At 57.7% G+C, this 22,693-nt stretch carries 20 protein-coding genes and 1 riboswitch; of the genes, 7 read left to right on the top strand and 13 right to left on the bottom strand.

The genetic code is table 11. From position 1 onward, the window contains the following. Positions 1-48: 48 nt before the first annotated feature. Both metH and FQK12_RS19790 read left to right on the top strand, forming a co-directional pair. Entirely contained in the window at positions 49-3,732 is a 3,684-nt protein-coding gene (gene metH, locus FQK12_RS19795; RefSeq protein ID WP_014227513.1) for a methionine synthase, read from the top strand. Between the two features lie 187 nt (positions 3,733-3,919). Further along, on the top strand, positions 3,920-5,551 hold the full coding sequence (locus tag FQK12_RS19790) for a Na/Pi cotransporter family protein (protein WP_014837116.1): 1,632 nt from the start codon (positions 3,920-3,922) through the stop codon (positions 5,549-5,551). Between the two features lie 360 nt (positions 5,552-5,911). On the opposite strand, the gene pepE is transcribed toward FQK12_RS19790, so the two are convergent. Beyond that, complete coding sequence (gene pepE, locus FQK12_RS19785; RefSeq protein ID WP_014227515.1) at positions 5,912-6,601, bottom strand: dipeptidase PepE; 690 nt, start codon at positions 6,599-6,601, stop codon at positions 5,912-5,914. A 236-nt stretch (positions 6,602-6,837) separates the two neighbouring features. Here pepE and FQK12_RS19780 point away from each other — a divergent pair, with 236 nt between their 5' ends. Continuing rightward, positions 6,838-7,131 carry a type II toxin-antitoxin system CcdA family antitoxin gene (locus FQK12_RS19780; protein WP_004138471.1) on the top strand — a complete coding sequence of 98 codons (294 nt, stop codon included), beginning with the start codon at positions 6,838-6,840 and terminating at the stop codon, positions 7,129-7,131. Next, on the top strand, positions 7,131-7,448 hold the full coding sequence (locus FQK12_RS19775; RefSeq protein ID WP_014227516.1) for a CcdB family protein: 318 nt from the start codon (positions 7,131-7,133) through the stop codon (positions 7,446-7,448). Before FQK12_RS19780 ends, FQK12_RS19775 begins: the two co-directional genes overlap by 1 nt. Before the next feature lie 31 nt (positions 7,449-7,479). Here FQK12_RS19775 and FQK12_RS19770 read toward each other — a convergent pair whose 3' ends face one another. From FQK12_RS19770 to FQK12_RS19735, 8 genes are all read right to left on the bottom strand, one after another. Next, on the bottom strand, positions 7,480-8,289 hold the full coding sequence (locus FQK12_RS19770) for a shikimate 5-dehydrogenase (protein WP_014227517.1): 810 nt from the start codon (positions 8,287-8,289) through the stop codon (positions 7,480-7,482). After that, positions 8,282-9,514, bottom strand: a complete 1,233-nt coding sequence (gene sorE, locus FQK12_RS19765) for an L-sorbose 1-phosphate reductase (RefSeq protein ID WP_014227518.1) — start codon at positions 9,512-9,514, stop codon at positions 8,282-8,284. Before sorE ends, FQK12_RS19770 begins: the two co-directional genes overlap by 8 nt. 97 nt (positions 9,515-9,611) lie before the next feature. Next, the gene (locus FQK12_RS19760) at positions 9,612-10,436 is read right to left on the bottom strand and encodes a PTS system mannose/fructose/sorbose family transporter subunit IID (RefSeq protein WP_004097717.1); all 825 of its coding nucleotides are present in this window, start codon (positions 10,434-10,436) and stop codon (positions 9,612-9,614) included. A gap of 11 nt (positions 10,437-10,447) precedes the next feature. Continuing rightward, on the bottom strand, positions 10,448-11,245 hold the full coding sequence (locus FQK12_RS19755) for a PTS mannose/fructose/sorbose transporter subunit IIC (RefSeq protein WP_014227519.1): 798 nt from the start codon (positions 11,243-11,245) through the stop codon (positions 10,448-10,450). 186 nt (positions 11,246-11,431) lie between these two features. Further along, positions 11,432-11,926, bottom strand: coding sequence for a mannose/fructose/sorbose PTS transporter subunit IIB (locus tag FQK12_RS19750; protein ID WP_014227520.1), 495 nt, complete (start codon positions 11,924-11,926; stop codon positions 11,432-11,434). Further along, on the bottom strand, positions 11,926-12,333 hold the full coding sequence (locus FQK12_RS19745) for a mannose/fructose/sorbose PTS transporter subunit IIA (protein ID WP_014227521.1): 408 nt from the start codon (positions 12,331-12,333) through the stop codon (positions 11,926-11,928). The genes FQK12_RS19750 and FQK12_RS19745 overlap by 1 nt, the downstream gene beginning before the upstream one ends. Before the next feature lie 9 nt (positions 12,334-12,342). Then, entirely contained in the window at positions 12,343-13,146 is an 804-nt protein-coding gene (locus FQK12_RS19740) for an SDR family oxidoreductase (protein WP_014227522.1), read from the bottom strand. Positions 13,147-13,216: 70 nt separating this feature from the next. Then, a complete protein-coding gene (locus FQK12_RS19735) occupies positions 13,217-14,164 on the bottom strand; it encodes a sugar-binding transcriptional regulator (protein ID WP_014227523.1) in 948 nt (315 codons plus the stop codon). Between the two features lie 348 nt (positions 14,165-14,512). On the opposite strand from FQK12_RS19735, the gene rluF reads away from it, so the two are divergent. After that, on the top strand, positions 14,513-15,385 hold the full coding sequence (gene rluF, locus FQK12_RS19730) for a 23S rRNA pseudouridine(2604) synthase RluF (RefSeq protein WP_014227524.1): 873 nt from the start codon (positions 14,513-14,515) through the stop codon (positions 15,383-15,385). On the opposite strand, the gene FQK12_RS19725 is transcribed toward rluF, so the two are convergent. The 3 genes from FQK12_RS19725 to rtcR form a co-directional block, all read right to left on the bottom strand. Next, positions 15,382-15,654 carry a DUF3811 domain-containing protein gene (locus FQK12_RS19725; protein ID WP_009653910.1) on the bottom strand — a complete coding sequence of 91 codons (273 nt, stop codon included), beginning with the start codon at positions 15,652-15,654 and terminating at the stop codon, positions 15,382-15,384. The two genes, rluF and FQK12_RS19725, sit on opposite strands and share 4 nt — an antisense overlap. Before the next feature lie 197 nt (positions 15,655-15,851). Further along, positions 15,852-16,781 (bottom strand): ketopantoate/pantoate/pantothenate transporter PanS, encoded by a 930-nt coding sequence (panS, locus tag FQK12_RS19720; protein WP_014227525.1) that lies wholly within the window; start codon positions 16,779-16,781, stop codon positions 15,852-15,854. A gap of 111 nt (positions 16,782-16,892) precedes the next feature. After that, on the bottom strand, positions 16,893-18,473 hold the full coding sequence (rtcR, locus tag FQK12_RS19715; RefSeq protein WP_014227526.1) for an RNA repair transcriptional activator RtcR: 1,581 nt from the start codon (positions 18,471-18,473) through the stop codon (positions 16,893-16,895). A 445-nt stretch (positions 18,474-18,918) separates the two neighbouring features. Here rtcR and FQK12_RS19705 point away from each other — a divergent pair, with 445 nt between their 5' ends. Both FQK12_RS19705 and FQK12_RS19700 read left to right on the top strand, forming a co-directional pair. Then, the gene (locus FQK12_RS19705) at positions 18,919-20,046 is read left to right on the top strand and encodes a slipin family protein (RefSeq protein ID WP_014227527.1); all 1,128 of its coding nucleotides are present in this window, start codon (positions 18,919-18,921) and stop codon (positions 20,044-20,046) included. Between the two features lie 5 nt (positions 20,047-20,051). Then, complete coding sequence (locus FQK12_RS19700; RefSeq protein ID WP_038423377.1) at positions 20,052-20,840, top strand: DNA polymerase beta superfamily protein; 789 nt, start codon at positions 20,052-20,054, stop codon at positions 20,838-20,840. Between the two features lie 39 nt (positions 20,841-20,879). Here FQK12_RS19700 and lysC read toward each other — a convergent pair whose 3' ends face one another. After that, entirely contained in the window at positions 20,880-22,229 is a 1,350-nt protein-coding gene (lysC, locus tag FQK12_RS19695; RefSeq protein WP_004097732.1) for a lysine-sensitive aspartokinase 3, read from the bottom strand. 180 nt (positions 22,230-22,409) lie between these two features. Further along, positions 22,410-22,643: riboswitch (Lysine riboswitch) on the bottom strand. Positions 22,644-22,693 lie beyond the last annotated feature (50 nt).

Raw genomic sequence — 22,693 nt, 5'->3', positions numbered from 1 at the left:
TGGTCTGTTGAGTTTTTTCGGTCTGGTTGAGCGTTGTCGGGAGCGAGTGTGAGCAGCAAAGTTGAGCAACTGCATCAGCAGTTAAAAGCACGTATTTTGGTTCTGGATGGGGGCATGGGCACCATGATCCAGAGCTATCGTCTGAGTGAGCAGGACTTTCGCGGCGAGCGCTTTGCCGACTGGCCGTGCGACCTGAAGGGCAACAACGACCTGCTGGTTCTCAGCAAGCCGGATGTGATAACCGCTATCCACGATGCCTATTTTGCGGCCGGGGCGGATATCATTGAAACCAACACCTTTAACTCGACGACCATCGCGATGGCGGATTACCAGATGGAATCCCTGTCGGCGGAAATCAACTTTGTGGCGGCGAAACTGGCCCGCGCCAGCGCCGATGCCTGGACCGCACGCACGCCGGAAAAACCGCGCTACGTCGCAGGGGTCCTCGGCCCGACTAACCGCACGGCGTCCATTTCTCCCGACGTCAACGACCCGGCCTTCCGCAATATCACCTTTGACGGGCTGGTGGAAGCCTATCGTGAATCCACCAAAGCGCTGGTGGAAGGCGGGGCGGATCTGATTCTGATTGAGACGGTGTTCGATACCCTCAACGCCAAAGCGGCGATCTTTGCGGTTAAAGAGGAGTTTGAAGCGCTGGGGGTCGATCTGCCGATTATGATCTCCGGCACCATCACCGACGCCTCCGGGCGCACGCTGTCCGGCCAGACCACCGAAGCCTTTTATAACTCGCTGCGCCACGCCGATGCGCTGACGTTTGGCCTCAACTGCGCCCTGGGGCCGGATGAGCTGCGCCAGTACGTGCAGGAGCTGTCGCGTATCGCCGAATGCTACGTTACCGCCCACCCGAACGCCGGTCTGCCGAACGCCTTTGGCGAATACGACCTCGACGCCGACACGATGGCGGCGCAAATTCGCGAATGGGCTGAAGCCGGATTCCTGAATATTGTCGGCGGCTGCTGCGGTACCACGCCGGAACATATCGCCGCCATGAGCCGCGCGGTGGCCGGCCTGCCGCCGCGCCAGCTGCCGGAAATCCCCGTCGCCTGTCGTCTTTCCGGCCTTGAGCCGCTGAATATCGGCGATGACAGCCTGTTTGTGAACGTCGGCGAACGCACCAACGTTACCGGCTCGGCGAAATTCAAGCGCCTGATTAAAGAAGAAAAATATAACGAAGCGCTGGATGTGGCGCGCCAGCAGGTGGAAAGCGGCGCGCAGATTATCGATATCAATATGGATGAGGGGATGCTCGACGCCGAAGCGGCAATGACGCGTTTCCTCAACCTGATCGCCGGTGAGCCGGATATCGCCCGCGTGCCGATTATGATCGACTCCTCCAAATGGGAGGTCATCGAAAAGGGCCTGAAGTGTATTCAGGGTAAAGGCATCGTTAACTCCATCTCGATGAAAGAGGGCGTTGAGCCGTTTATCCAGCATGCGAAAAAGGTGCGCCGCTACGGGGCCGCCGTCGTGGTGATGGCCTTTGATGAAGTGGGCCAGGCCGATACCCGCGAGCGGAAAATTGAAATTTGCCGCCGGGCGTACAAAATTCTCACCGAAGAGGTGGGCTTCCCGCCGGAAGATATCATCTTTGACCCGAATATTTTCGCCGTGGCGACCGGGATTGAAGAGCACAACAACTATGCCCAGGACTTTATCGGCGCCTGCGAAGATATCAAACGCGAACTGCCGCACGCGCTGATCTCCGGCGGCGTCTCTAACGTGTCGTTCTCCTTCCGCGGCAACGACCCGGTGCGCGAGGCGATTCACGCGGTATTCCTCTACTACGCCATCCGCAACGGCATGGACATGGGCATCGTTAACGCCGGCCAGCTGGCGATTTACGACGACCTTCCCGCCGAGCTGCGCGATGCGGTTGAAGATGTGATTCTGAACCGCCGCGATGACGGCACTGAACGTCTGCTCGATCTGGCGGAAAAGTATCGCGGCAGCAAAACCGACGATACCGCTAACGCTCAGCAGGCGGAATGGCGCAGCTGGGACGTCAAAAAACGCCTCGAATACTCGCTGGTTAAAGGCATTACCGAATTTATCGAGCTCGATACCGAAGAAGCCCGCCAGCAGGCCGCGCGTCCGATTGAGGTTATCGAAGGGCCGCTGATGGACGGCATGAACGTGGTCGGCGACCTGTTCGGTGAAGGGAAAATGTTCCTGCCGCAGGTGGTGAAATCCGCCCGCGTCATGAAGCAGGCGGTGGCCTACCTCGAACCTTATATTGAGGCCAGCAAAGAGAAAGGTTCCAGCAACGGCAAGATGGTCATCGCCACCGTGAAGGGTGACGTTCACGACATCGGCAAGAATATTGTCGGCGTGGTGCTGCAGTGTAACAACTACGAAATCGTCGACCTTGGCGTGATGGTGCCTGCGGATAAAATCCTGAAAACCGCCCGCGAGGTTAACGCCGACCTGATTGGCCTCTCCGGGCTGATTACGCCGTCGCTGGATGAGATGGTCAACGTGGCGAAGGAGATGGAGCGTCAGGGCTTTACTATTCCGCTGCTGATTGGCGGCGCAACCACCTCGAAAGCGCACACGGCGGTGAAAATCGAGCAGAACTACAGCGGGCCGACGGTCTATGTGCAGAACGCCTCGCGCACCGTTGGCGTGGTCGCTGCGCTGCTGTCCGATAGCCAGCGCGATGATTTTGTCGCCCGTACCCGCAAAGAGTACGAAACGGTACGTATTCAGCACGGGCGTAAAAAGCCGCGCACCCCGCCGGTCACGCTGGAGGCCGCGCGCGATAACGACCTGGCCTTTGACTGGGCAAGCTACACCCCGCCGGTGGCCCATCGTCTGGGCGTGCATGAGGTTGAGGCCAGTATCGAAACCCTGCGTAACTATATCGACTGGACGCCGTTCTTTATGACCTGGTCGCTGGCCGGTAAGTATCCGCGCATTCTGGAAGATGAAGTGGTCGGCGAAGAGGCGCAGCGCCTGTTTAAAGACGCCAACGAACTGCTGGATAAGCTCAGCGCCGGGAAGGCCCTGAATCCGCGCGGCGTGGTGGGGCTGTTCCCGGCTAACCGCGTCGGCGACGATGTTGAAATCTATCGCGATGAAACCCGGACTCACGTGCTGACGGTGGGGCATCATCTGCGCCAGCAGACCGAGAAAGTCGGCTTTGCCAACTACTGCCTGGCGGATTTTGTCGCGCCGAAGCTGTCAGGGAAGGCGGACTATATCGGCGCCTTTGCGGTGACCGGCGGCCTTGAGGAAGACGCGCTGGCCGACGCCTACGAAGCGCAGCACGATGACTACAACAAGATTATGGTGAAGGCGATTGCTGACCGCCTGGCGGAAGCCTTTGCCGAGTATCTGCATGAGCGGGTGCGTAAGGTTTACTGGGGCTATGCGGCGAACGAAAACCTCAGCAACGAGGAGCTGATCCGCGAGAACTACCAGGGAATTCGCCCGGCGCCGGGCTATCCGGCCTGCCCGGAGCACACCGAAAAGGCGACGATCTGGGAACTGCTGGAGGTGGAAAAACGCACCGGCATGAAGCTGACGGAATCTTTTGCCATGTGGCCCGGCGCGTCGGTTTCCGGCTGGTACTTCAGCCATCCGGACAGCAAATACTTCGCGGTAGCGCAAATTCAGCGCGACCAGGTGGAAGACTATGCGTTGCGTAAGGGGATGAGCATAGCGGAAGTGGAGCGCTGGCTGGCGCCGAACCTCGGTTACGATGCCGACTGATCCACCAAACCGTTATCTTTCCTTACAACTAACAGGGCGCTCAACGAGCGCCCTGTCTCTTTATTGTGCGTAAACCCTTATACTGAAGGAAGCTTGCGATCGTTGCCGTCGGATAAGCGAAGCGCTATCCGTCCTGTAACGGTTTATGAGTTTCGGGAACGAATAAATATAAGGAGAAGCTGATTCCGTGTTAACTCTGCTACACCTGTTGTCCGCCGTCGCCCTACTGGTGTGGGGCACCCATATCGTCCGTACCGGCGTAATGCGCGTCTACGGCGCTCGTCTGCGAAGCGTACTCAGCAGCAGCGTGGAGAAAAAACCGCTCGCCTTCTGCGCGGGGATCGGCGTTACCGCGCTGGTGCAGAGCAGTAACGCCACCACCATGCTGGTCACCTCTTTTGTCGCCCAGGATCTGGTGGCGCTGGCCCCTGCGCTGGTGATGGTGCTGGGCGCTGACGTCGGTACCGCGCTGATGGCGAGGGTGCTGACCTTCGATCTGTCCTGGCTTTCGCCGCTGCTGATTTTTATCGGCGTGATTTTCTTCCTTGGGCGCAAGCAAACGCGCGCGGGCCAGCTCGGGCGCGTGGGGATTGGTCTGGGCTTGATTCTGCTGGCGCTGGAGCTGATCGTTCAGGCGGTGCATCCCATTACCCAGGCTAATGGCGTGCAGGTGATTTTTGCCTCGTTGACCGGCGATATTATGCTGGATGCGCTGATCGGCGCGGTGTTTGCCATCATCAGCTATTCAAGCCTGGCAGCGGTGCTGCTGACCGCAACGTTAACCGCCACCGGCGTGATTTCGTTTCCGGTGGCGCTGTGCCTGGTGATCGGCGCCAACCTCGGATCCGGGCTGCTGGCCATGCTAAACAACAGCGGCGCTAATGCCGCCGCCCGCCGCGTGGCGCTCGGCAGCCTGCTGTTTAAGCTGGTGGGTAGCCTGATTATCCTGCCGTTTGTGCATCTGTTGGCAAACGTCATGGATGAGCTTCCGCTGCAAAAATCCGAACTGGTTATCTATTTCCACGTCTTCTACAACCTGATCCGCTGTATCGCCATGGTGCCGTTTGCCGGCCCCATGGCTAACCTCTGTAAGCGTCTGATTCGCGATGAGCCCGAGCTGGACGCGCGGCTGAAGCCGAAGCATCTTGATACTTCGGCGCTGGATACGCCCGCCCTGGCGCTGGCCAATGCTGCCCGCGAAACCCTGCGTATTGGCGATGCCATGGAGCAGATGCTGGAAAGCCTGCATAAAGTGATGCACGGCGAGCCGCGTGAGGAGAAAGAGCTGCGGCGGATGGCGGACGATATCAACGTACTTTACACCGCCATTAAGCTCTATCTGGCGCGGATGCCGAAAGAGGAGCTGGCGGATGAGGAGTCCCGCCGCTGGGCGGAAATTATCGAAATGGCGCTTAACCTCGAGCAGGCTTCGGATATCGTCGAAAGAATGGGCAGCGAGATCGCCGATAAATCGCTGGCCGCGCGGCGCGCGTTCTCCATGGAGGGATTAAAAGAGCTGGATGCCCTCTACGAGCAGCTGCTCAGCAATCTGCAGCTGGCGATGTCGGTCTTCTTCTCCGGCGACGTGCCGAGCGCCCGCCGCCTGCGCCGCAGCAAGCATCGTTTTCGTATCATGAACCGTCGTTACTCGCATGCCCACGTTGACCGCCTGCATCAGCAAAACGTGCAGAGTATTGAGACCAGTACGCTGCACCTGGCGCTGCTGGGCGATATGAAGCGTCTGAATTCACTGTTCTGCTCGGTGGCCTATAGCGTGATGGAGCAGCCGGATGAGGACGATGAGCGCGATGAGTATTAAGCGCTGATGTGCCGCCAGACATCCCCGGCTCGCGCTGCGCTTAGCCGGGCTACAGGTATACCGCTGTCTGCGGGATGGTAGTCCGGCTAAGCGCAGCATCGCCTCCGGGGAATTATGCCGCTCTGCGCTTTGCTCCCGGGGGCGGCGCAAGCGCCTTGCCCGGGCTACGAGTTCTCCACCGTCTGCGGGATGGTAGCCCGGACAGATGCGCAGCATCGCCTCCGGGGAATTATGCCACTCTGCGCTTTGCTCCCGGGGGCGGCGCAAGCGCCTTGCCCGGGCTACGAGTTCTCCACCGTCTGCGGGATGGTAGCCCGGACAGGCGCGCAGCGCCGCCTCCGGGAAACGTGCGCACGGGGTTTAGAAACGATGACCGGCGTTGAGGGTCACCGCGTCTTCTCCGGCTCTGAATACCAGCGTTGGATTCGGGCCGCCAAGGGTAGCGTGGCCCTGCGTCACCTGTATCCAGTTGCCTTCCGGCAGGCCGATAATCGTCAGCTCCGGCGCAACCACCAGCAGCTCGCGGATCCGCTGTTCGCGGGTCTCGCCTTTATGGCCTTCCGGCAGCGCGTTGGTGAAATGCGGGTTAATTTGCAGCGGGAACAGCCCCAGCGCAGCAAAACCGTTAGGGTCGACAATCGGCATATCGTTAGTGGTGCGAATCGTCGGGCAGGCCAGGTTAGCGCCCGCGCTCCAGCCGATATACAGCGCCCCGCGCTTCACCACATCCACCATCGGCGCCAGCAGGCCGCGTTCGCGGCACTCTTTCAGCAACTGAAAGGTATTGCCGCCGCCGACGATAACTATCTCCGCATTCTCAATCGCCGACACCGGGTCCGCGACGCTGTGAATACCGGTAACCGTAACGCCCATTGGGCTGAAGACGGCGGCGGTTTTCGCGGTGTAATCATCCCAGGTTTGCGTCACCCCGGCAAAAGGGATGAATACCGCAGAACGGCGGCCATTTAGCTGCCCGGCAATGGTCGGCAGCGCATGTTCCAGCCAGGCTTTGCCCGGCAGCGTTGAGTTACTCAATAGCAGCAGTTCCATTATTTCTCCATTTGACCAGATGATTATTCGGGCAGAGATATTATCACAGGATATCTCACCGCTTGCTGACGTGGCTCACGCTGGGACGCGCTGAGCAAAGCGGAACGGTGATTATTGGCGCAGCGACTCTCTGAATTAATCTGGAAAGCGCCTCGCAGACTGACTCTACCGGGCGTGACAGGTTAGCGGGAACCGCTTAGTTTTACGTTGATGATTCACAGGCAAAGGAATAGAAAATGCTCGTTTATTACGCTAATCTGAGGCATGTCATGCGCATTACCATGGGGGCTATCATGCGCACTACGTCGAACGTTAAAAAATCAGTCAATGTCTCGCTTTCGCCTGAAATCCTGGAAGAGGCGCGTAAGCTTAAAATCAACATTTCGGCGGTTTTAACGGAAGCTTTACTTGAGAAATTTCGTGAGCACAAACGTGAAGAGTGGTTACGAGACAATAAGAAATCGATCGATACGATTAACCAATGGGTAGAAGAAAACGGTTCGTTTAGTGATTTTCAAAGGCCGTTCTGATGGAACAATATTGCGCTTATGAGAATACGGGAAGCGGTAAAAAGGTTTTCCCTTATTTAATCAACCTGCAGCATCCGGTCGCGAATGTCCTGAAGCATATCCTGGTTGCCCCTGTGATAGAACAAAACCAACTACCTGATACCCAGCCTCCGACCAAAATTTGTCCCGTGATTACGATTGCCGGTCAAACTTATATTGTGATGACGCATATGATGGCGGGTTTACCGCAGAAAGAACTGGGCAAGCGGGTTGCTGATTTGACGGCGGACAGGGCTGCGCTGCGCGATGCAATCGCCTTTCTGATCAACGGTTATTAGAGCGCCCTCCCTGGCGCTCTCCGTTTTGCCCTTATCCTCTGGCAAAGGCCGCGGCTTCAGCGACCAGCGCCGCGTCCGGACGCACGCCGGTGTAGAGCGCAAACTGCTCCACCGCCTGCAGGGCAATCACCTCCGCGCCGCTGATAACGCGCTTGTCCAGCCTCTGCGCCAGCTTGATGAGCGGGGTTTCCGGCGGCAGAGCGACCACGTCAAATATCACGTCGGCCCGTTCCACCATCGTCGGGCTAAAGGCCAGGGTTTCGCTTTCCGCGCCGCCCGCCATGCCGAGCGGCGTGACGTTAACCAGAATATCCGCCGCGATTCCCTCCGGCCTGGGCTGCCACTGAAAACCGTACTGCTTTGCCAGCGCCAGGCCGCGCTCGCGATGGCGGGCGGCGATAATCACATCGCGGAAACCGGCATCGCGGAAGGCGGCGATGACCGCTTTGCCCATTCCGCCGCTGCCCTGGATCATCACTTTGGCTGAGGAATCGAGCTGATAGCTGTCAATCAGGCTTTTCACCGCGATATAGTCGGTATTCAGCCCGGTCAGCCTGCCGTCGTCGTTGACGATGGTGTTGACCGAATCAATCGCCTTTGCCGAAGGGTCAAGCGCGTCAAGATACGCTATGCAGCTCTCTTTAAACGGCATTGAGACCGCGCAGCCGCGAATGCCTAATGCGCGCACGCCGTTTACCGCCGCGGCTATATCCTGGGTCGTAAACGCTTTATAGATATAGTTCAGCCCCAGCTTTTCATACAGGTAGTTATGAAAGCGGGTGCCGAAGTTACCCGGGCGACCGGCCAGCGACATGCACAGCCGCGTATCGCGATCAATCATGAGCAATATCCTCCGCGTGCGCCAGCAGATACTCTTCCGCCTCTTTTGACCAGATACCGTGGTGACGTTCCATAATCGCCGCCAGCTGCGGGTCGCTAATGTTTCCCAGCGGCGTAAGCGGAATGTTTTTTCCGGTATAAACCAGCTTCTTACCGCCGCCTAACGCCGGTAAATCCAGGGTGGTCTCGCCCGCCGCGTTCAGCCCCAGAATATGAGTCACCACCTTCGCGGTCTGCACCTTTTTCTCCTGCATCAGCGCTACGGCGGCGCGCATATCATCGGTATTGCCGCCGGAGGTGCCCACGTAGTGGGTGAAGGCGTAATGCACATCGTAAAAATTGATCGGTGCGCTGAACTGCTTATCCTGTGGGCCGGCGAAAAAGTTCAGGCAGCCGTCCGGGGCCAGCAGCGAGGATGCCAGGGTGATGAGCTGTTCGTTAGGGACGAAGACGAAGATATCGTCAAAGCCGTGGCCGCCGGAGAGCGCCATCAGCGTTTCGCGGCTGGCGTCGCGCCCATCCAGATAGTGAATCAACGTTTGCGGCTCGGAGGGATAGTGCTGGCGCGCATAGCTGAGCTTTGGCTTATTGGTATCGGTGACCACCAGCAGCGCCGGGTTGATCGGGCCATGCAGCGCGTAGTCGATAGCCAGTAGCCCCATCGGGCCGGTGCCGCCGAGGATCAGGGTGCGGCCCTGCGGGCGAATGCCCATCACATGGTTATAGCTGCCTTCCTGCAGATGATAGTTGGCGTTGAAGGCGCCAATTACGCAGGAAAGCGGCTCCACCAGCGAGCCTTCAAACCAGGTATCGCCTTCCCAGGAAAGTAAACAATCCTGTTCCATCACCTCGTTGGGGATCACCACGTGGGTGGCTTCGCCGCCGATCCATGGAAAAGAATAACCGGGGCAGTCCGGGCGATCCGGCAGCTGCAGGTTGGCCTGAATCACATAGCGCTGGCCGGCGTGAAACTTGTGCTGCCACTTTTTGCCGACGGCGATAATCTCCCCGCAGAACTCATGGCCGATAATGATTGGGTTCGTCGCCACATCGTCAGGCACCTTTTTGTGGTCCTCGCCCTGGTTCGCCTCTTTCCACGAGGAGAGGCACAGGCTGTCGGTGACCACCCGGGCGAGGATTTCATCATCCTGCATCGCCGGGAGTTCGAAGGTTTCCAGGCGCAGGTCGCGTTTGCCGTACAGGCGCAGGGCTGTTGTTGTTTGCATGTTTACCACCTCATCCCCTTCATCTTTCGCATGACGGCTGCGAAATCTTTTGGGTCTAACTTGTTGAAGTAGCCCCGGCATCGCCGGGGCGGAAAAATCAGGACAGGAAGCCCAGCGCGTTACCGATAATCCCCAAACCGAAGAGGGCGAAAATCAGCCATACCGGGTTCACTTTCTTATTGAGCAGGCGCACCATCAGCAGCGTCAGGCCCAGAGCCAGCAGGCCGGGGCAGAGCTGATCGAGGATGTCCTGTACGGTCATGGTGACGGTCGAGCCGTCGGCGCCCGGGGTTTGCGAGACCACCAGCGGGACGTTGATGGTGGTCCACTTGGTCACCAGCACGCCCATCACAAACAGGCCAAGAATGGAGGCGCCTTCGGTCAGTTTTTGCAGCAGGTTGCCGCCCATATCGCTGACGATATTGACCCCTTTACGGAAGCCGAGCTGCAGCCCGTACCACTTCATCGCCAGACGTACCGCGTTGAAAATAAAGAAGAACAGCAGCGGTCCAAGAATATTGCCGGAGAGCGCCAGCGAGGCGCCGAGGGCGGCGGTAATCGGCCGCAGCGTGCCCCATACCAGCGGGTCGCCCACGCCTGCCAGCGGCCCCATCAGGCCAACTTTGATCCCGTTGATGGCGCCATCGTCGATAGCGGCGCCGTTGGCCCGGGCTTCCTCCATCGCGGCGGTGACGCCAATCACCGGCCCGCAGACTGCCGGAGTGGTGTTGAAGAACACCAGATGGCGCTTCAGCGCGGCGACCTGATCCTCCTTCAGCGGGTAGAGGCGCTTGATGGCCGGGATCATGTCGTAGCAGAAGCCAAGCCCGTGAATACGTTCGAAGTTGAATGACGCCTGCTGCAGGTTGGAGCGCAGAAACATGCTCACCAGGTCGCCTTGGGTAATTTTTCTCTGTTCCATGTTGGGCTCCATCAGTCGTCAAGCTGGTCAAGGGCAGTGGAAGAGGTGGCGGCGGCCTGCGGTTCGGGTTTACGCCACTGCGGATTAAGCTGGATATAAATCAGCGCGATGATGACCCCGACGCCGCCGAAGGCCAGCAGGCTAAAGTCGAGGTAGCCGCCCGCGAGGAAGCCGAGGAAGAAGAAGGGCATCAGATACTTCACGCCCATCATGCGCAGCACCATGGCGTAGCCGACCACCACGATAAAACCGCCGGCGATTTGCAGACCGCGGGTGACGAAGTCCGGAATGGCGTTGAGCATATTGCTGACCATATCCGCGCTGACAAACAGAGAAACGATGAGTGCGGGAATGGCGACGCGCAGCGCCTGAACGCCCAGCGCCGACACGTGCAGCAGATCGATTGTTCTGAAGCGCGCCTCTTCCGCGGCCTTATCCGCCGCGTGCTGGAACACCACGGTAATGGTGCGGGCGAACACGGTGAGCACCTGACCTGCGGCAGCGACCGGCAGCGCAATCGCTATTCCGGTAGCGATACTTTGCTGGCCCACGATCACCAGGATGGCGGAGATAATGCTGGCTAACGCCGAATCCGGAGACTGCGCCGCGCCGACGTTCATCCAGCCGAGCGCGATCAGCTCCAGCGTCCCGCCGAGCATAATCCCGGTTTTTAGATCGCCGAGAATTAAGCCAATCACGGTACAGGCGATTAATGGGCGGTGCGTCTGGAATTCATCCAGCACGCTGCCCATCCCGGCAATACAGGAAAAAATAAATATGGCGATTATTTGTAGGGTACTTATTTCCATAATTTGTCACCTTGAGGGTATAGAAATCCCTGCCTTTTACGGCATTTACACGATGTTCTTCAGGCTGCCTCTTTGTTGACTGCATTCTCTCGCCCCAGTCGCATAGTTAGCTATGCTGCTGGTGACTCGCTCATTTGCCGCCGCGATACATCCAGAATGACAGTGTGTAATAAAAGGCGCGTTTTATTATTCTGTAACGGACTGCTCTGCTATTTTATCGAGAATATTAACCGACGGATCTGAAGCCACGACGCGTAAATCAAGCTTAACGCCCAGAGTATCTAACTGCTGAAAGGCATTAATATCCGTTGCGTCTAATGACACCGCTTTGGTTAACTGTTTTTTACCCGGTCGCCAGGCCATGCCGCCAATATTCAGCGTGGCTATTTTGACGCCCTGCTGCACCATGGTTAATACGTCCTGCGGATTAGTGAATAAATAAAAAACCGTTTCGTCCTGATATTGCGGGTTGTGATAAACGGCGACGGCTTTCTCAATATTCACCACATTGACCTTCATGCCCGGCGGCGCGGCCTGGCGAAGCAGCGTGCGGCGAACGTCGTCGTTATACACGTCGTCATTACAGATAATGATGCGCTGGGCGTTGGCCACTTTTGACCAAACGGTGGTGACTTGGCCGTGAATCAGGCGGTCATCAATGCGTGCGAGCGTAATGTTCATCAGAAATCCTCCTCAACGGTTTCCGGCTGCCGCCAGGTGACGCAGCACTGGCTGGCGATGGTCTCAAGATGTTGGCACAGTGCTTCTGCATTCATCGTTTGCTGGTTATCGACCAGCTCCAGAGCCAGCGGTAGCGACAGGCCGCTGATGACCCGAAGCTGCGGGTTGCGCATCGCCAGGCCGGCGGCGGCGTTCCACGGGCTGCCGCACTGTAGATCGACGGCGATGAGCCACTCCTCCTCTTTGTGAGTACTTACCAACTTTTCAAGCTTATCGGCGATATCGCCCGCGTTTTCCCCCGGTACAAACGCCACGGCGCTGACGTGGACATCGCCGTAAACCATGCGCACCGAGTCGAGCATGGCGCAGGCCAGCTGACCGTGAGCGCAGAAGATGACGTTAACCATGTTTCCCCCTTAGCCGCGCGTTTTGCCGCCCGCAATGTTAGTGGTTACTCCGGTAATGTAGCTGGCGCGCTCTGAGAGCAGATAGCAAACAAAATCAGCAACTTCGCTGAGACGGCCGGAGCGACCAACAGGAATCGCATTTTTGCTATAGCCTTCGCGCAGCTGTTCGACGGTGATATTGCGGGTCCAGGCCAGCGCTTCTTCATATTCCGGCGTACGCAGCCCGGTTTTTTCCAGAATGCCCGGCGCGACGCCTACGACGCGAATACCGTGCTTGCCCAGCTCTTTCGACCAGGAGCGGGTAAAGCTGTTCAGCGCGGCTTTGGTCGCGGCGTAGCAGCTCTGGCCTTCAGAGCCTTCGAGACCGCTTTCCGACGAGACGTTAACAATCACGCCGCTGCGCTGTTTAACCATCTGGCGCGCCACCGCCTGCGACATCAGGAACACGCCTTTCTGGTTGATATTGACCATTTTTTCGAATGCCGCTTCATTTAATTCATAGCGACCGGACGGCGCTTTCTCATCCACTAATAAACGCGGGAAGTTGACGCCGGCGTTATTGACTAAACCATCAATGCGGCCAAAGCGCTGAATAATACTCTCGACGGTTTTATTCACTTCGCTGGCGCTGGAAATATCGGTTGGCCAGAAATTATAATTATCGCGATTCTGATGTTTGTCGCCGCCGTGAATATCGCTCATCTGCACGTTTGCGCCCTGGGATAATAACTCATCGACAATCGCCAGGCCGATTCCTGATGCGCCGCCGGTCACGATAATTATTTTGTCTTTTAAATTTAACCATGTATTCATTATCGACTCCTGTTTCTTTAGATAAAGGGATCCCCCGCAGCAGCGCTGCGTGAAATCATATTCTTGACATTTACTTCAGTAATGACTCAGCGGTTTCTCGATTCGTCACCAGACAATTAATGTAATGACCGTTTAAGGCGCCAAGAATCCCGGCGTATTTCTCCTCGCCCATGGCGATACCCACCGAGTAGCGCGCCTGCTTGAGTTTCGCCATCTCGATAGAGAGCGTTTTTTCGCTCATGGCGGTTTCGACCAGCGCGCCATCAATGTTGTAAAAACGCGAACAGATATCGCCGGCGACCTGGCGAGCGTTGAGATCGTCGCTCTCTTCACTGCCGTAAAATGCATGCCAGTTGGCGCCGTCGCGGATCGCCGGAGAACCAATGCCCACCAGCGCGACGTCCAGGTTATCCCAGTAGGAGGCAATCGTTTTAAAATGCCGGGACTGCATAATACCGTTGCGAATTAATGTGTTATCCAGCAGTGCCGGGAAATCAGCGAGATGAGATTCCGCTTTCAGCTTCGCCGCTGCGCCGTAGGTCAGCGTATTCACGTGGTAACGACTTTCCAGTTTTCCGGAGGGGCCGCCGATAATCGGCACGCAGATAACCTGACGGGACTGGCTGGCCTGCGGCAGATTCTCCACCAGCGCGCGCACCGCCCGACCCCAGGAGAAGCCGACGATATCGCCCGGCTCCAGCAGCCTGTCGACCAATTGCGCGCCATGCAGGCCGATAAGATTGAGCTGATCCTCCTCCAGCAGTGAGTCGCAGGCCGCCACCACCGCCTCTTTGAGACCGAATTTTTGTTTTAGCTGCTGCTCAAGCCACAGATTTTCGTTGTAGTCGTAGTTGATGGCGATAGTGACGATGCCCTGCTCGCGGCCGCGCTTCAGCAGACGGCTGATAGTGGTGCGGTATATCCCCAGCTCGCGGGCAATCTGCGCCTGGGTCATATCCTGCTCATAGTAGAGCTGGGCGATTTTCACGATCAGACGAATATCGTCGCTGTTTTCCATCGTCACTGTCGGCTCCTGCACATTTGTGCAAATGGGAGAGTTGCTGTCATGATCTGATATAACCCCATCAGCGACCCGCTTCAAAGAAATTTTCCTCTATTTCATGAGGATGTTCCGACCGTTTCTGTTGCACATTTGCGTTGCTTACCGGTGGTTTATGGCACCTTTGTGCCGGACGTGATAAGAGCCTGATTCTGCTTTGTTTCGCCGGGCAAAGTTGCCGGGCTTTCATGGGCACACTTTTGTGTTGAAAGGCGGAGCAGATCACATTTAGCGGCAGGCGACGAGAGCGCGATTCTTTTTTATCGCCCGCAAGGTAGGGTATATTTCGCTTTTACAGGAGATTTTATGCTGCCCGACTCATCAACCCGACTCAATAAATACATCAGCGAAAGCGGAATTTGCTCGCGTCGTGAAGCCGATCGCTTTATCGAACAAGGCAACGTTTTTATCAACGGCAAGCGCGCTACCATCGGCGACCAGGTTAAAGCGGGCGACGTGGTAAAGGTCAATGGCCGGTTGATTGAGCCGCGCGAAGCGGACGATCTGGTCCTGATTGCGCTGAATAAACCGGTTGGCATCGTCAGCACCACCGAAGACGGCGAGCGCGACAATATTGTGGATTTCGTTAACCACAGTAAACGCGTTTTCCCCATCGGTCGCCTGGATAAAGACTCCCAGGGGCTGATCTTTCTGACCAACCATGGCGATCTGGTGAATAAAATCCTGCGCGCCGGTAACGATCACGAAAAAGAGTATCTGGTCACCGTTGATAAGCCGGTGACCGATGAGTTTATCCGCGGCATGGGGGCGGGCGTACCGATTCTCGGCACGGTGACGAAGAAGTGCAAAGTGAAAAAAGAAGCGCCGTTTGTGTTCCGCATTACCCTGGTGCAGGGGCTGAATCGCCAGATCCGCCGGATGTGCGAACACTTTGGCTATGAAGTGACGAAGCTTGAGCGGACGCGGATCATGAACGTCAGCCTGACGGGGATCCCGCTGGGAGAGTGGCGCGATCTGACCGACGATGAGCTGATCGATCTTTTCAAACTGATTGAAAACTCGTCTTCAGAAGCGAAACCGAAGGCAAAAGCGAAGCCGAAAACGGCCGGCATCAAGCGTCCCGTCGTGGCGATTGAAAAAACCAGCGACAAGTCTTCCCGCCCGGCGTCGAACGGCAAACGCTTTACCGCGCCGGGGCGCAAGAAGAAAGGGCGTTAACGTCTGCCGCGCGTCGGGGTATTTGCCGACCAGGAAAACGAGGCCTCTGCGTCTGGTTTATAAGCCTGCTTTTTCTTCAGCTGGCGGGCTTTCTTAGCCTCGGCCTCGCGCAGGGCCATCAGTTTATCGATGTACTCTTTTTTCACGCTATTGGTTTCCGCGTTGGTCAGCGGACGGCCATGGGCGATGCGTGCGCGGTCTAGCAGGGTTTTCAGTTCGCGCTGTTCGCGCTCGGTCATCTCTTTTTGCGTGATGCGGGGGAGTGCCATAGTGGTGCCCTCAATTAGCCTGTGGTTTCAGTGTACGGTATTGGGGCTGACGTCTCACGGTAAATTGTTGTGCCTCGCAGAAAATCCCGGAGGCGGCGCTGCGCACCTGTCCGGGCTACAAAACCCGCAAGCTGCACGGACCGTAGCCCGGCTAAGCGCAGCGCAAGCCGGGAAAATTACGGGTTATTCGCGCTCTTTTACCGTTTACGCGGTTTGTCGGCGATAGGCTTCCCTGACCAGTAGCCGGCCAGCAGCGAGCCGGACAGGTTGTGCCAGACCGAGAACAGCGCGCCGGGCAGCGCGGCCAGCGGGCCAAAGTAGATTTTCCCCAGCGCGGCGGCAAGTCCGGAGTTCTGCATTCCCACCTCGATCGCCAGCGTGCGGCAGGTGGATTCGTCAAAGCCAAACAGCCGCCCGCCCCAGTAGCCGCCGAGCAGACCGATAGTGTTATGCAGGATAACGGCGATAATCACCACAAAACCAACGGAAGCGATATGCGACGCGGAGCCTGCCACCACGGCGCAGATAATCGCCAGAATGCAGACCATCGAAAAGGCCGGCAGGAACGGCTCCACCGCCTTCACCACTTTCGGTTGCAGATGGTGCACGACCAGCCCCAGCGCAATCGGGATCACCACGATTTGCAGAATGCTGAGCAGCATCCCCATCACGTCCACCTGAATATGCGCATCCACGTACAGACGCGTCAGCAGCGGGGTGGCGACCACGCCAACCAGCGTGGAAACCGATGAGATGGTGACTGAGAGCGCGACGTCGCCTTTTGCCAGAAAGATCATCACGTTGGATGCCGTACCGCTGGCGACGCTGCCGACCAGCACCATCCCGGCGGAGAGCTCGGGCGGCATGTGAAAAATCAGCGCCAGCAGCCAGGCGGCGAGCGGCATCACCAGGTAGTGGAGAAAAATGCCTGCGGCGACCGGCGCGGGGCGGGAAAGCACGCGCTTAAAATCGTCGACTTTCAGATGCACGCCCATGCCGAACATAATCAGCATCAGCAGCGTCGGGACCCACGGGCCAACGGGGGTAAAAGTGGATGGCGTGTAATAGGCGATAACCGAGAGCAGCAGCGCCCATAATGGGAACAGCCGCGTAAGCGTGGCGAGCATGTTGTTTTCCTTGCACGTAAGTTGTGTTTGCTTGTTATTGTCCGGCCGGGATCGAGCCCGGCCATCGCTATTGTTTATCGTGCTAAGAAATATTATTCAAACAAATTATGTTCATGTTCCGCTGCGGATAAGCTCCCAGCTGAGTCCGAAGCGCGCTAAATATTTGCGCAGGCGGTCAGCATCGTTAGGATTGGCCTTTTTCTGCCGGGAGACGGCGAACAGCTCGCGTCCGGCTTCGGAGAGCGAAGCGCTGCGCTGGCAGACCTCCAGCACCGTTTCCAGCTGGCGGCGATCGAACAGATCGATTTCCATTGCAATATCAGGAGAAGATGTCGTGAGCTGCCAGCTCTCTTTCAGCAGCATTATCTCCTCTTCCGCAACGGCCAGCGTAATGCGCCCCTGCTCGGCCAGGGTCGCCATACGCGCCACGGAGGAGCCTAGCTCGCGGAAATTGCCGCGCCATTGCGCCTGCGGCGAGCAGGCAAAGGCCAGATAGCGTTCGCGGGCGTCTTTATCGAAGCGGATCTGCGTCTGCCGCTCGTTGGCCAGTCGCCGTAATTCATACTCCACGTTCGGCGCAATATCTTCCCGCCGCTGCGCCAGGCCGGGGAGGGCAAAGCGCCACATATTGATGCGCGCATAAAGATCTTCGCGAAAGCGCCCCTCCGCCACCCACTGCTGCATATCGCGATGCGTGCCGGCGATTAGCTGGAAGTCGCTGTGCACCTCTTTATCCGAGCCAAACGGGAAAAAGGTTTTTTCTTCGATGGCCTTCAGCAGCATAGCCTGCTCATCCAGCCCCAGCTCGGCGATTTCATCGAGAAACAGCACGCCGCCGTCGGCTTCGCGTAATAGCCCGGCGCGAGGCGTAACCGCGCCGGTAAACGCGCCTTTGACATGTCCAAACAGCGTGGACATGGCGTTATCACCGCGCAGCGTGGCGCAGTTTACCGCCATGAATTTTCCCGCCACCCGATGGCGCGACTGACGAAGCTGAAAAATACGTTTGGCGAGGACGGACTTCCCGGCGCCCGTTGGGCCGGTCAGCAGGATCGGATCGGTCGATCGGATCGCCACGCGCTCAATACGATCGATAAGCGCGTTGAACGTCGCATTACGCGTCTCGATACCCGCCTTCAGGAAGGAGACGGACTGCTGCTGCTCGCGCTGAAAGCGGCTGGTGAGCGTGGCGTAGCGGCTTAAGTCCAGATCGATCACCGAGTAAATACCGGCGGCGACGGCGTCATCCGCTGCGCCTTTCGGCGCAGGGCTGGTCTGCAGCAGGCTGGCGGGGAGATAGCGCGCTTCGGTCAGCAGGAACCAGCAGATCTGCGCCACGTGGGTCCCGGTGGTGATATGCACCAGATACTCTTCGTTTTCGGTATCAAAGCGATAGCGGTTGGCGAAGTCGAGAAACGCCGCGTAGACCTCTTCAAAATCCCACGGATCGTTTATCTCAATCGTATGCGGGCGCACTTCGGTATGCGGCGAAAGCTGGGCGACATCGTCAATCAGCTTTTGCGCCATATTTTCATCACGCGGCTGGTGGAGAAGCTCCAGCCTGTCGACAGGAAAATCGGCCTGCTGGCATAGCCCAACGGTAGGCCGCCATTTTTTAAAGCGATTCGCCCGCTTGCCGCGTTTGTCCAGCACCGTTCCGAGGACGCCAATGACCACTCGCCGCTTTTTCATGTTTATCCCAAAAGATAAGTTTCGATATTTAAAGATAAAAAAACCTGCTGCCGGCGGCAAGCGTTACCGTTTGAATTAAAAACAAAAGCGTTATTAATCAATTGATTGAAAAATAACTCTCGCATTTTTTATTGTTGGCACGCAACTGGCAATATCCCTTCCGTCACGACGCTGAAAACGCAGGGGGTTAAACCTCGCCGGCACGCCAGGAACGGTACAGGCCGTTTTTCGGGCGCGTTCCGTCAGCCGATGACCACCAATGGGTTCGATTCCCGATTTCATCTCCAATGAAAACTGGTCGTTAATCATAGAAATAACGCGGGGTGATGCGCAGTCAGCATGCCCCACAGCAGGCCGCCGGTAAAGGCGCCGTGCCGCAGGCAAAAGGGAGTTCCCCTGCGGCTTCGCCCCTGCACCCGCGCCTGATTTTGCTAAGGAACAAAAAATGACGAAGAAAATCACGATACGTAAAGGTCAGCTTGGCCTTTTATCCCGTCAGGGTGACTACTATCAGGTTCTGGAAGCGGGCGAGCATCGCCTGCCGTGGTTCAACGTCCCCGAAGTGCTGATCGTTAACCGGGACGGCAGCGAAGTGCCGGAGGCGCTGGCGGAGTATTTACGACGCTTTCAGCCGGAATGGATTGAACGCTACTGCCTGGCGGCGGATTTGACGGATGTCGAGGCCGGGGCGCTGTATGCCAACGGTGTGCTGCAGGAAATTTTACCGCCTTCGACGCGCCGACTGTACTGGTCCGCCGGTGATGAAATTCAGCTGCTACGTATCGATACCCGGCAGGTTGCGGTTCCGGCTGACATTATGAATGCGGTGCTGCAGCCGCGACGTCACGGGGCGGTAAAAGGTCGCGAAGCGATCCTCACCGTATCGGTGCCGGCGTGGCACGTCGGGGTGCTGAAAATCGACGGCGAGACACAATCGCTGCTGCAGCCTGGCCTGAGCGCGTACTGGAAGGTCAATCATCTGGTGGAAGCGGAAGTGGTCGATACCCGCCTGCAGGTGCTGGAGGTTGGCGGCCAGGAGATTCTGACCAAAGATAAAGTGAACCTGCGTTTAAATCTGGCGGCGAACTGGCGCTACAGCGATGTACTGCAGGCGTTTGGACAGCTGACGAAGCCGCTGGACCATCTGTATCGCGAGCTGCAGTTTGCGCTGCGTGAAGCCGTCGGAACGCGAACGCTGGATGAGCTGCTGGAAGATAAGAAAATCATTGATGAGGTCGTGAGCGCGCAGGTCACCGAGCGCATGGCGGCATTTGGTATCGACGTCGCGTCGCTGGGCGTGAAGGATATTGTGCTGCCCGGCGACATGAAAGCCATTTTGTCGCAGCTGGTGGAGGCGGAGAAATCGGCGCAGGCGAACGTGATCCGCCGGCGTGAAGAGACCGCGGCGACGCGCTCGCTGCTCAACACCGCGAAGGTGATGGAGAATAACCCGGTCGCGCTGCGCTTAAAAGAGCTGGAAACGCTGGAAAGAGTGGCGGAGCGTATCGATAAAATCTCGGTCTTTGGCGGCCTGGACCAGGTGCTGCATGGCCTGGTGAATCTAAAAGGATAATGAAAATGACGTATCACGCTGTAAGCGCCGCCATGCGCCATAAGGTGCAGCGGCAGTTAAAAGACGTGGAGCAGCGCTACGGCGTCAGAGTGCTCTACGCCTGCGAATCCGGCAGCCGGGGCTGGGGCTTTGCCTCGCCGGACAGCGATTATGATGTGCGGTTTCTCTACGTTCACCCGCTGGAGTGGTACCTGCGGGTGGATCCCCCGCGCGATGTTATTGAGCTGCCCATCGACGATGAGCTGGACGTCTGCGGCTGGGAGTGGCGCAAGGCGCTGGGTCTGCTGAAAGGGGCGAACCCGACGCTGATCGAATGGCTGGATTCACCGGTGGTGTATCAGCAGGATGACGCAACGGTTCAGGCGCTGAAGAAAGTGATACCGCATTGGTTTTCTCCGGTTCGCGCCCGCTGGCATTACTATTCGATGGCCCGTAAAAATTTTCGCGGCTATCTGCAAGGCGAACGGGTGCGGCTGAAAAAGTACTTTTACGTACTGCGCCCGCTGCTGGCCGTCCGCTGGGTTGAGGCGGGAAAAGGCGTGCCGCCGATGCGCTTTAATGAACTGCTGGCAGGAAGCGAGCTGGAAGCGGGTCTACGTGCGGAAATAGACGAACTGCTGGAACGTAAACAGCGCGCAGGAGAGGCGGAAAACGGCCCGCGTCGACCGCTGCTGCATGCGTTTATTCAGTCCGAGCTGCTCAGAGGCGCAATCCCGCCAGCGCTGCCTGAGAGCCGGAGCGGTGATGTCAGGGAGTTGGACAGATTGCTGATGACCACGGTGATGGGAAACTAAAAATGGCCCGGTAGAAATGGCGGGCCATTTTATTCGCTATTACTCGAACAGATTATGATGCAGCTTCTGCACCACTTTTTCGGCATCCGCACCCGGGACCAGGAAGCACAGGTTATGGCTGGATGCGCCGTAGCAAATCATACGAATATTAAACGGGTCCAGTACGCCAAACACCTCTTTACCGACGCCGCACGCCTTCGACAGTTCATTACCAATGATGGCGACCAGCGCCAGATCCTGCTCGACCTCAACGCGGCACAGAGAGGAAAGTTCGGTCAACAGTCCCTGGGTGAGCAGGGTATCGCCAGCCGACGTCGAACCGGTGGTATCCATGGTCAGCGCCACGCTCACTTCCGACGTGGTGATCAGATCGACGGAGATACTGTGGCGGGCCAGAATACTGAATACCTCGGCCAGAAAACCGCGTGAGTGCAGCATATTCAGGCTGTGCAGGGTTAGCAGCGTCTGCTTGCGGCGCAGCGCCAGCGCGCGGAACAGCGGCGGGTTTTCGGTGTTTTTGCACACCAGCGTGCCGCCGGCTTTCGGCTCTTTGCTGGAGCCGACGAATACCGGAATATCGCTGCGCACGGCGGGGAGCAGGGTAGCCGGATGCAGGACCTTCGCGCCAAAGGTCGCCATTTCCGCCGCTTCTTCAAAAGCGATAACGTCAATGCGTTTGGCCGCCGGGGCGACGCGCGGGTCGGTGGTATAGATACCCGGAACATCGGTCCAGATGTCGACGCGGGTGGCGTTTAGCGCTTCGCCGAGTAGCGCGGCGGTATAGTCGCTGCCGCCGCGGCCAAGCGTGGTGGTGCGGCCTTTGGCTTCGCTGCCAATAAAGCCCTGGGTGATCACCACGCCTTCCGCAAGACGCGGGGCCAGCAGCTGCTGGGTTAATTCGGATAAGGCGGCAATATCCGGTTCCGCGCGGCCAAAGCGGTCGTTGGTGCGCATAATTTTGCGCACGTCGAACCACTGGGCGGCGATACCGCGCTCGCGCAGGATCTCGACAAACAGCAGAGTAGACATCAGTTCGCCGTGGCTGACCAGTTCGTCGGTTAACGCGGTTGAACTGGCCAGGGAGGCGGCTTCCGCCAGGGTGGTGATGTTTTCCAGCAGGCGCTCAATTTCATCGCGAATAACGTTGGGATAGCGCAAACGCTCCAGAATATTGAACTGGATTTGACGCATGGCATCGAGCTTCGCGAAACGTTCGCCGGGTTCCAGCCCTTCCGCTAAGGCGACCAGCAGGTTGGTCACCCCCGCTGAGGCGGAAAGCACCACCACGCGGGTATTGGCGTCCAGCAGCGCGACGTCCACGCTGCGGTTCATGGCATCAAAATCGGCAACGCTGGTGCCGCCGAACTTGGCTACAACTAAGTCTGTCATAACAACCTCGTGTCAGGGGGCCTGACTTATTAAAACGATTCCAGAAAACCAATCCTGGCGGGGCTGGACGCAACCGGATTGCAATAAAATGTCTTAATAAGCCAGGCCAAATTATTCAGCCATGGCACAAGGGAAGAGCGAAAAACAGGGTGGGCGCAGAGCGATAAACAAACTACGATGTCACCCAGAAGTGCTCCACCTTGTAGACCCGCTTGCCGATGCTGTGCATCAGACGGCGAGTATGAAACGCCCGACTGCGAACGTTTCTGGTGACAACCCAGGGGATTCAGCCCCTGTGGCCGGTGATGAGCGTAACCAGACGCTTATTCACCTCGGCGTTGCTCCCCCTCACGTATTTTCCCCGGACTGGCTCCTCCAATACGGTTACCTGGGCAACGCACCTCTTCTGGCAATTACCGACGTCTTTCACTTTGCCAGGGGGACGCGGGACATTATACCCCCCT

The sequence above is a fragment of the Klebsiella sp. ME-303 genome, from assembly GCF_007910085.1.
Classification (GTDB): domain Bacteria; phylum Pseudomonadota; class Gammaproteobacteria; order Enterobacterales; family Enterobacteriaceae; genus Klebsiella; species Klebsiella michiganensis.
Note: the sequence above shows the minus strand (reverse complement) of the source record. Positions and strands in the feature narration are given on the sequence as shown.

Bases quoted from the DNA above. Each gene is read 5' to 3' on its own strand.
- pepE (WP_014227515.1), bottom strand. From the start codon at position 6,601: ATGGAACTGCTGCTATTGAGTAACTCAACGCTGCCGGGCAAAGCCTGG.
- FQK12_RS19780 (WP_004138471.1), top strand. From the start codon at position 6,838: ATGCTCGTTTATTACGCTAATCTGAGGCATGTCATGCGCATTACCATG.
- FQK12_RS19775 (WP_014227516.1), top strand. From the start codon at position 7,131: ATGGAACAATATTGCGCTTATGAGAATACGGGAAGCGGTAAAAAGGTT.
- FQK12_RS19770 (WP_014227517.1), bottom strand. From the start codon at position 8,289: ATGATTGATCGCGATACGCGGCTGTGCATGTCGCTGGCCGGTCGCCCG.
- sorE (WP_014227518.1), bottom strand. From the start codon at position 9,514: ATGCAAACAACAACAGCCCTGCGCCTGTACGGCAAACGCGACCTGCGC.
- FQK12_RS19760 (WP_004097717.1), bottom strand. From the start codon at position 10,436: ATGGAACAGAGAAAAATTACCCAAGGCGACCTGGTGAGCATGTTTCTG.
- FQK12_RS19755 (WP_014227519.1), bottom strand. From the start codon at position 11,245: ATGGAAATAAGTACCCTACAAATAATCGCCATATTTATTTTTTCCTGT.
- FQK12_RS19750 (WP_014227520.1), bottom strand. From the start codon at position 11,926: ATGAACATTACGCTCGCACGCATTGATGACCGCCTGATTCACGGCCAA.
- FQK12_RS19745 (WP_014227521.1), bottom strand. From the start codon at position 12,333: ATGGTTAACGTCATCTTCTGCGCTCACGGTCAGCTGGCCTGCGCCATG.
- FQK12_RS19740 (WP_014227522.1), bottom strand. From the start codon at position 13,146: ATGAATACATGGTTAAATTTAAAAGACAAAATAATTATCGTGACCGGC.
- FQK12_RS19735 (WP_014227523.1), bottom strand. From the start codon at position 14,164: ATGGAAAACAGCGACGATATTCGTCTGATCGTGAAAATCGCCCAGCTC.
- rluF (WP_014227524.1), top strand. From the start codon at position 14,513: ATGCTGCCCGACTCATCAACCCGACTCAATAAATACATCAGCGAAAGC.
- FQK12_RS19725 (WP_009653910.1), bottom strand. From the start codon at position 15,654: ATGGCACTCCCCCGCATCACGCAAAAAGAGATGACCGAGCGCGAACAG.
- panS (WP_014227525.1), bottom strand. From the start codon at position 16,781: ATGCTCGCCACGCTTACGCGGCTGTTCCCATTATGGGCGCTGCTGCTC.
- rtcR (WP_014227526.1), bottom strand. From the start codon at position 18,473: ATGAAAAAGCGGCGAGTGGTCATTGGCGTCCTCGGAACGGTGCTGGAC.
- FQK12_RS19705 (WP_014227527.1), top strand. From the start codon at position 18,919: ATGACGAAGAAAATCACGATACGTAAAGGTCAGCTTGGCCTTTTATCC.
- FQK12_RS19700 (WP_038423377.1), top strand. From the start codon at position 20,052: ATGACGTATCACGCTGTAAGCGCCGCCATGCGCCATAAGGTGCAGCGG.
- lysC (WP_004097732.1), bottom strand. From the start codon at position 22,229: ATGACAGACTTAGTTGTAGCCAAGTTCGGCGGCACCAGCGTTGCCGAT.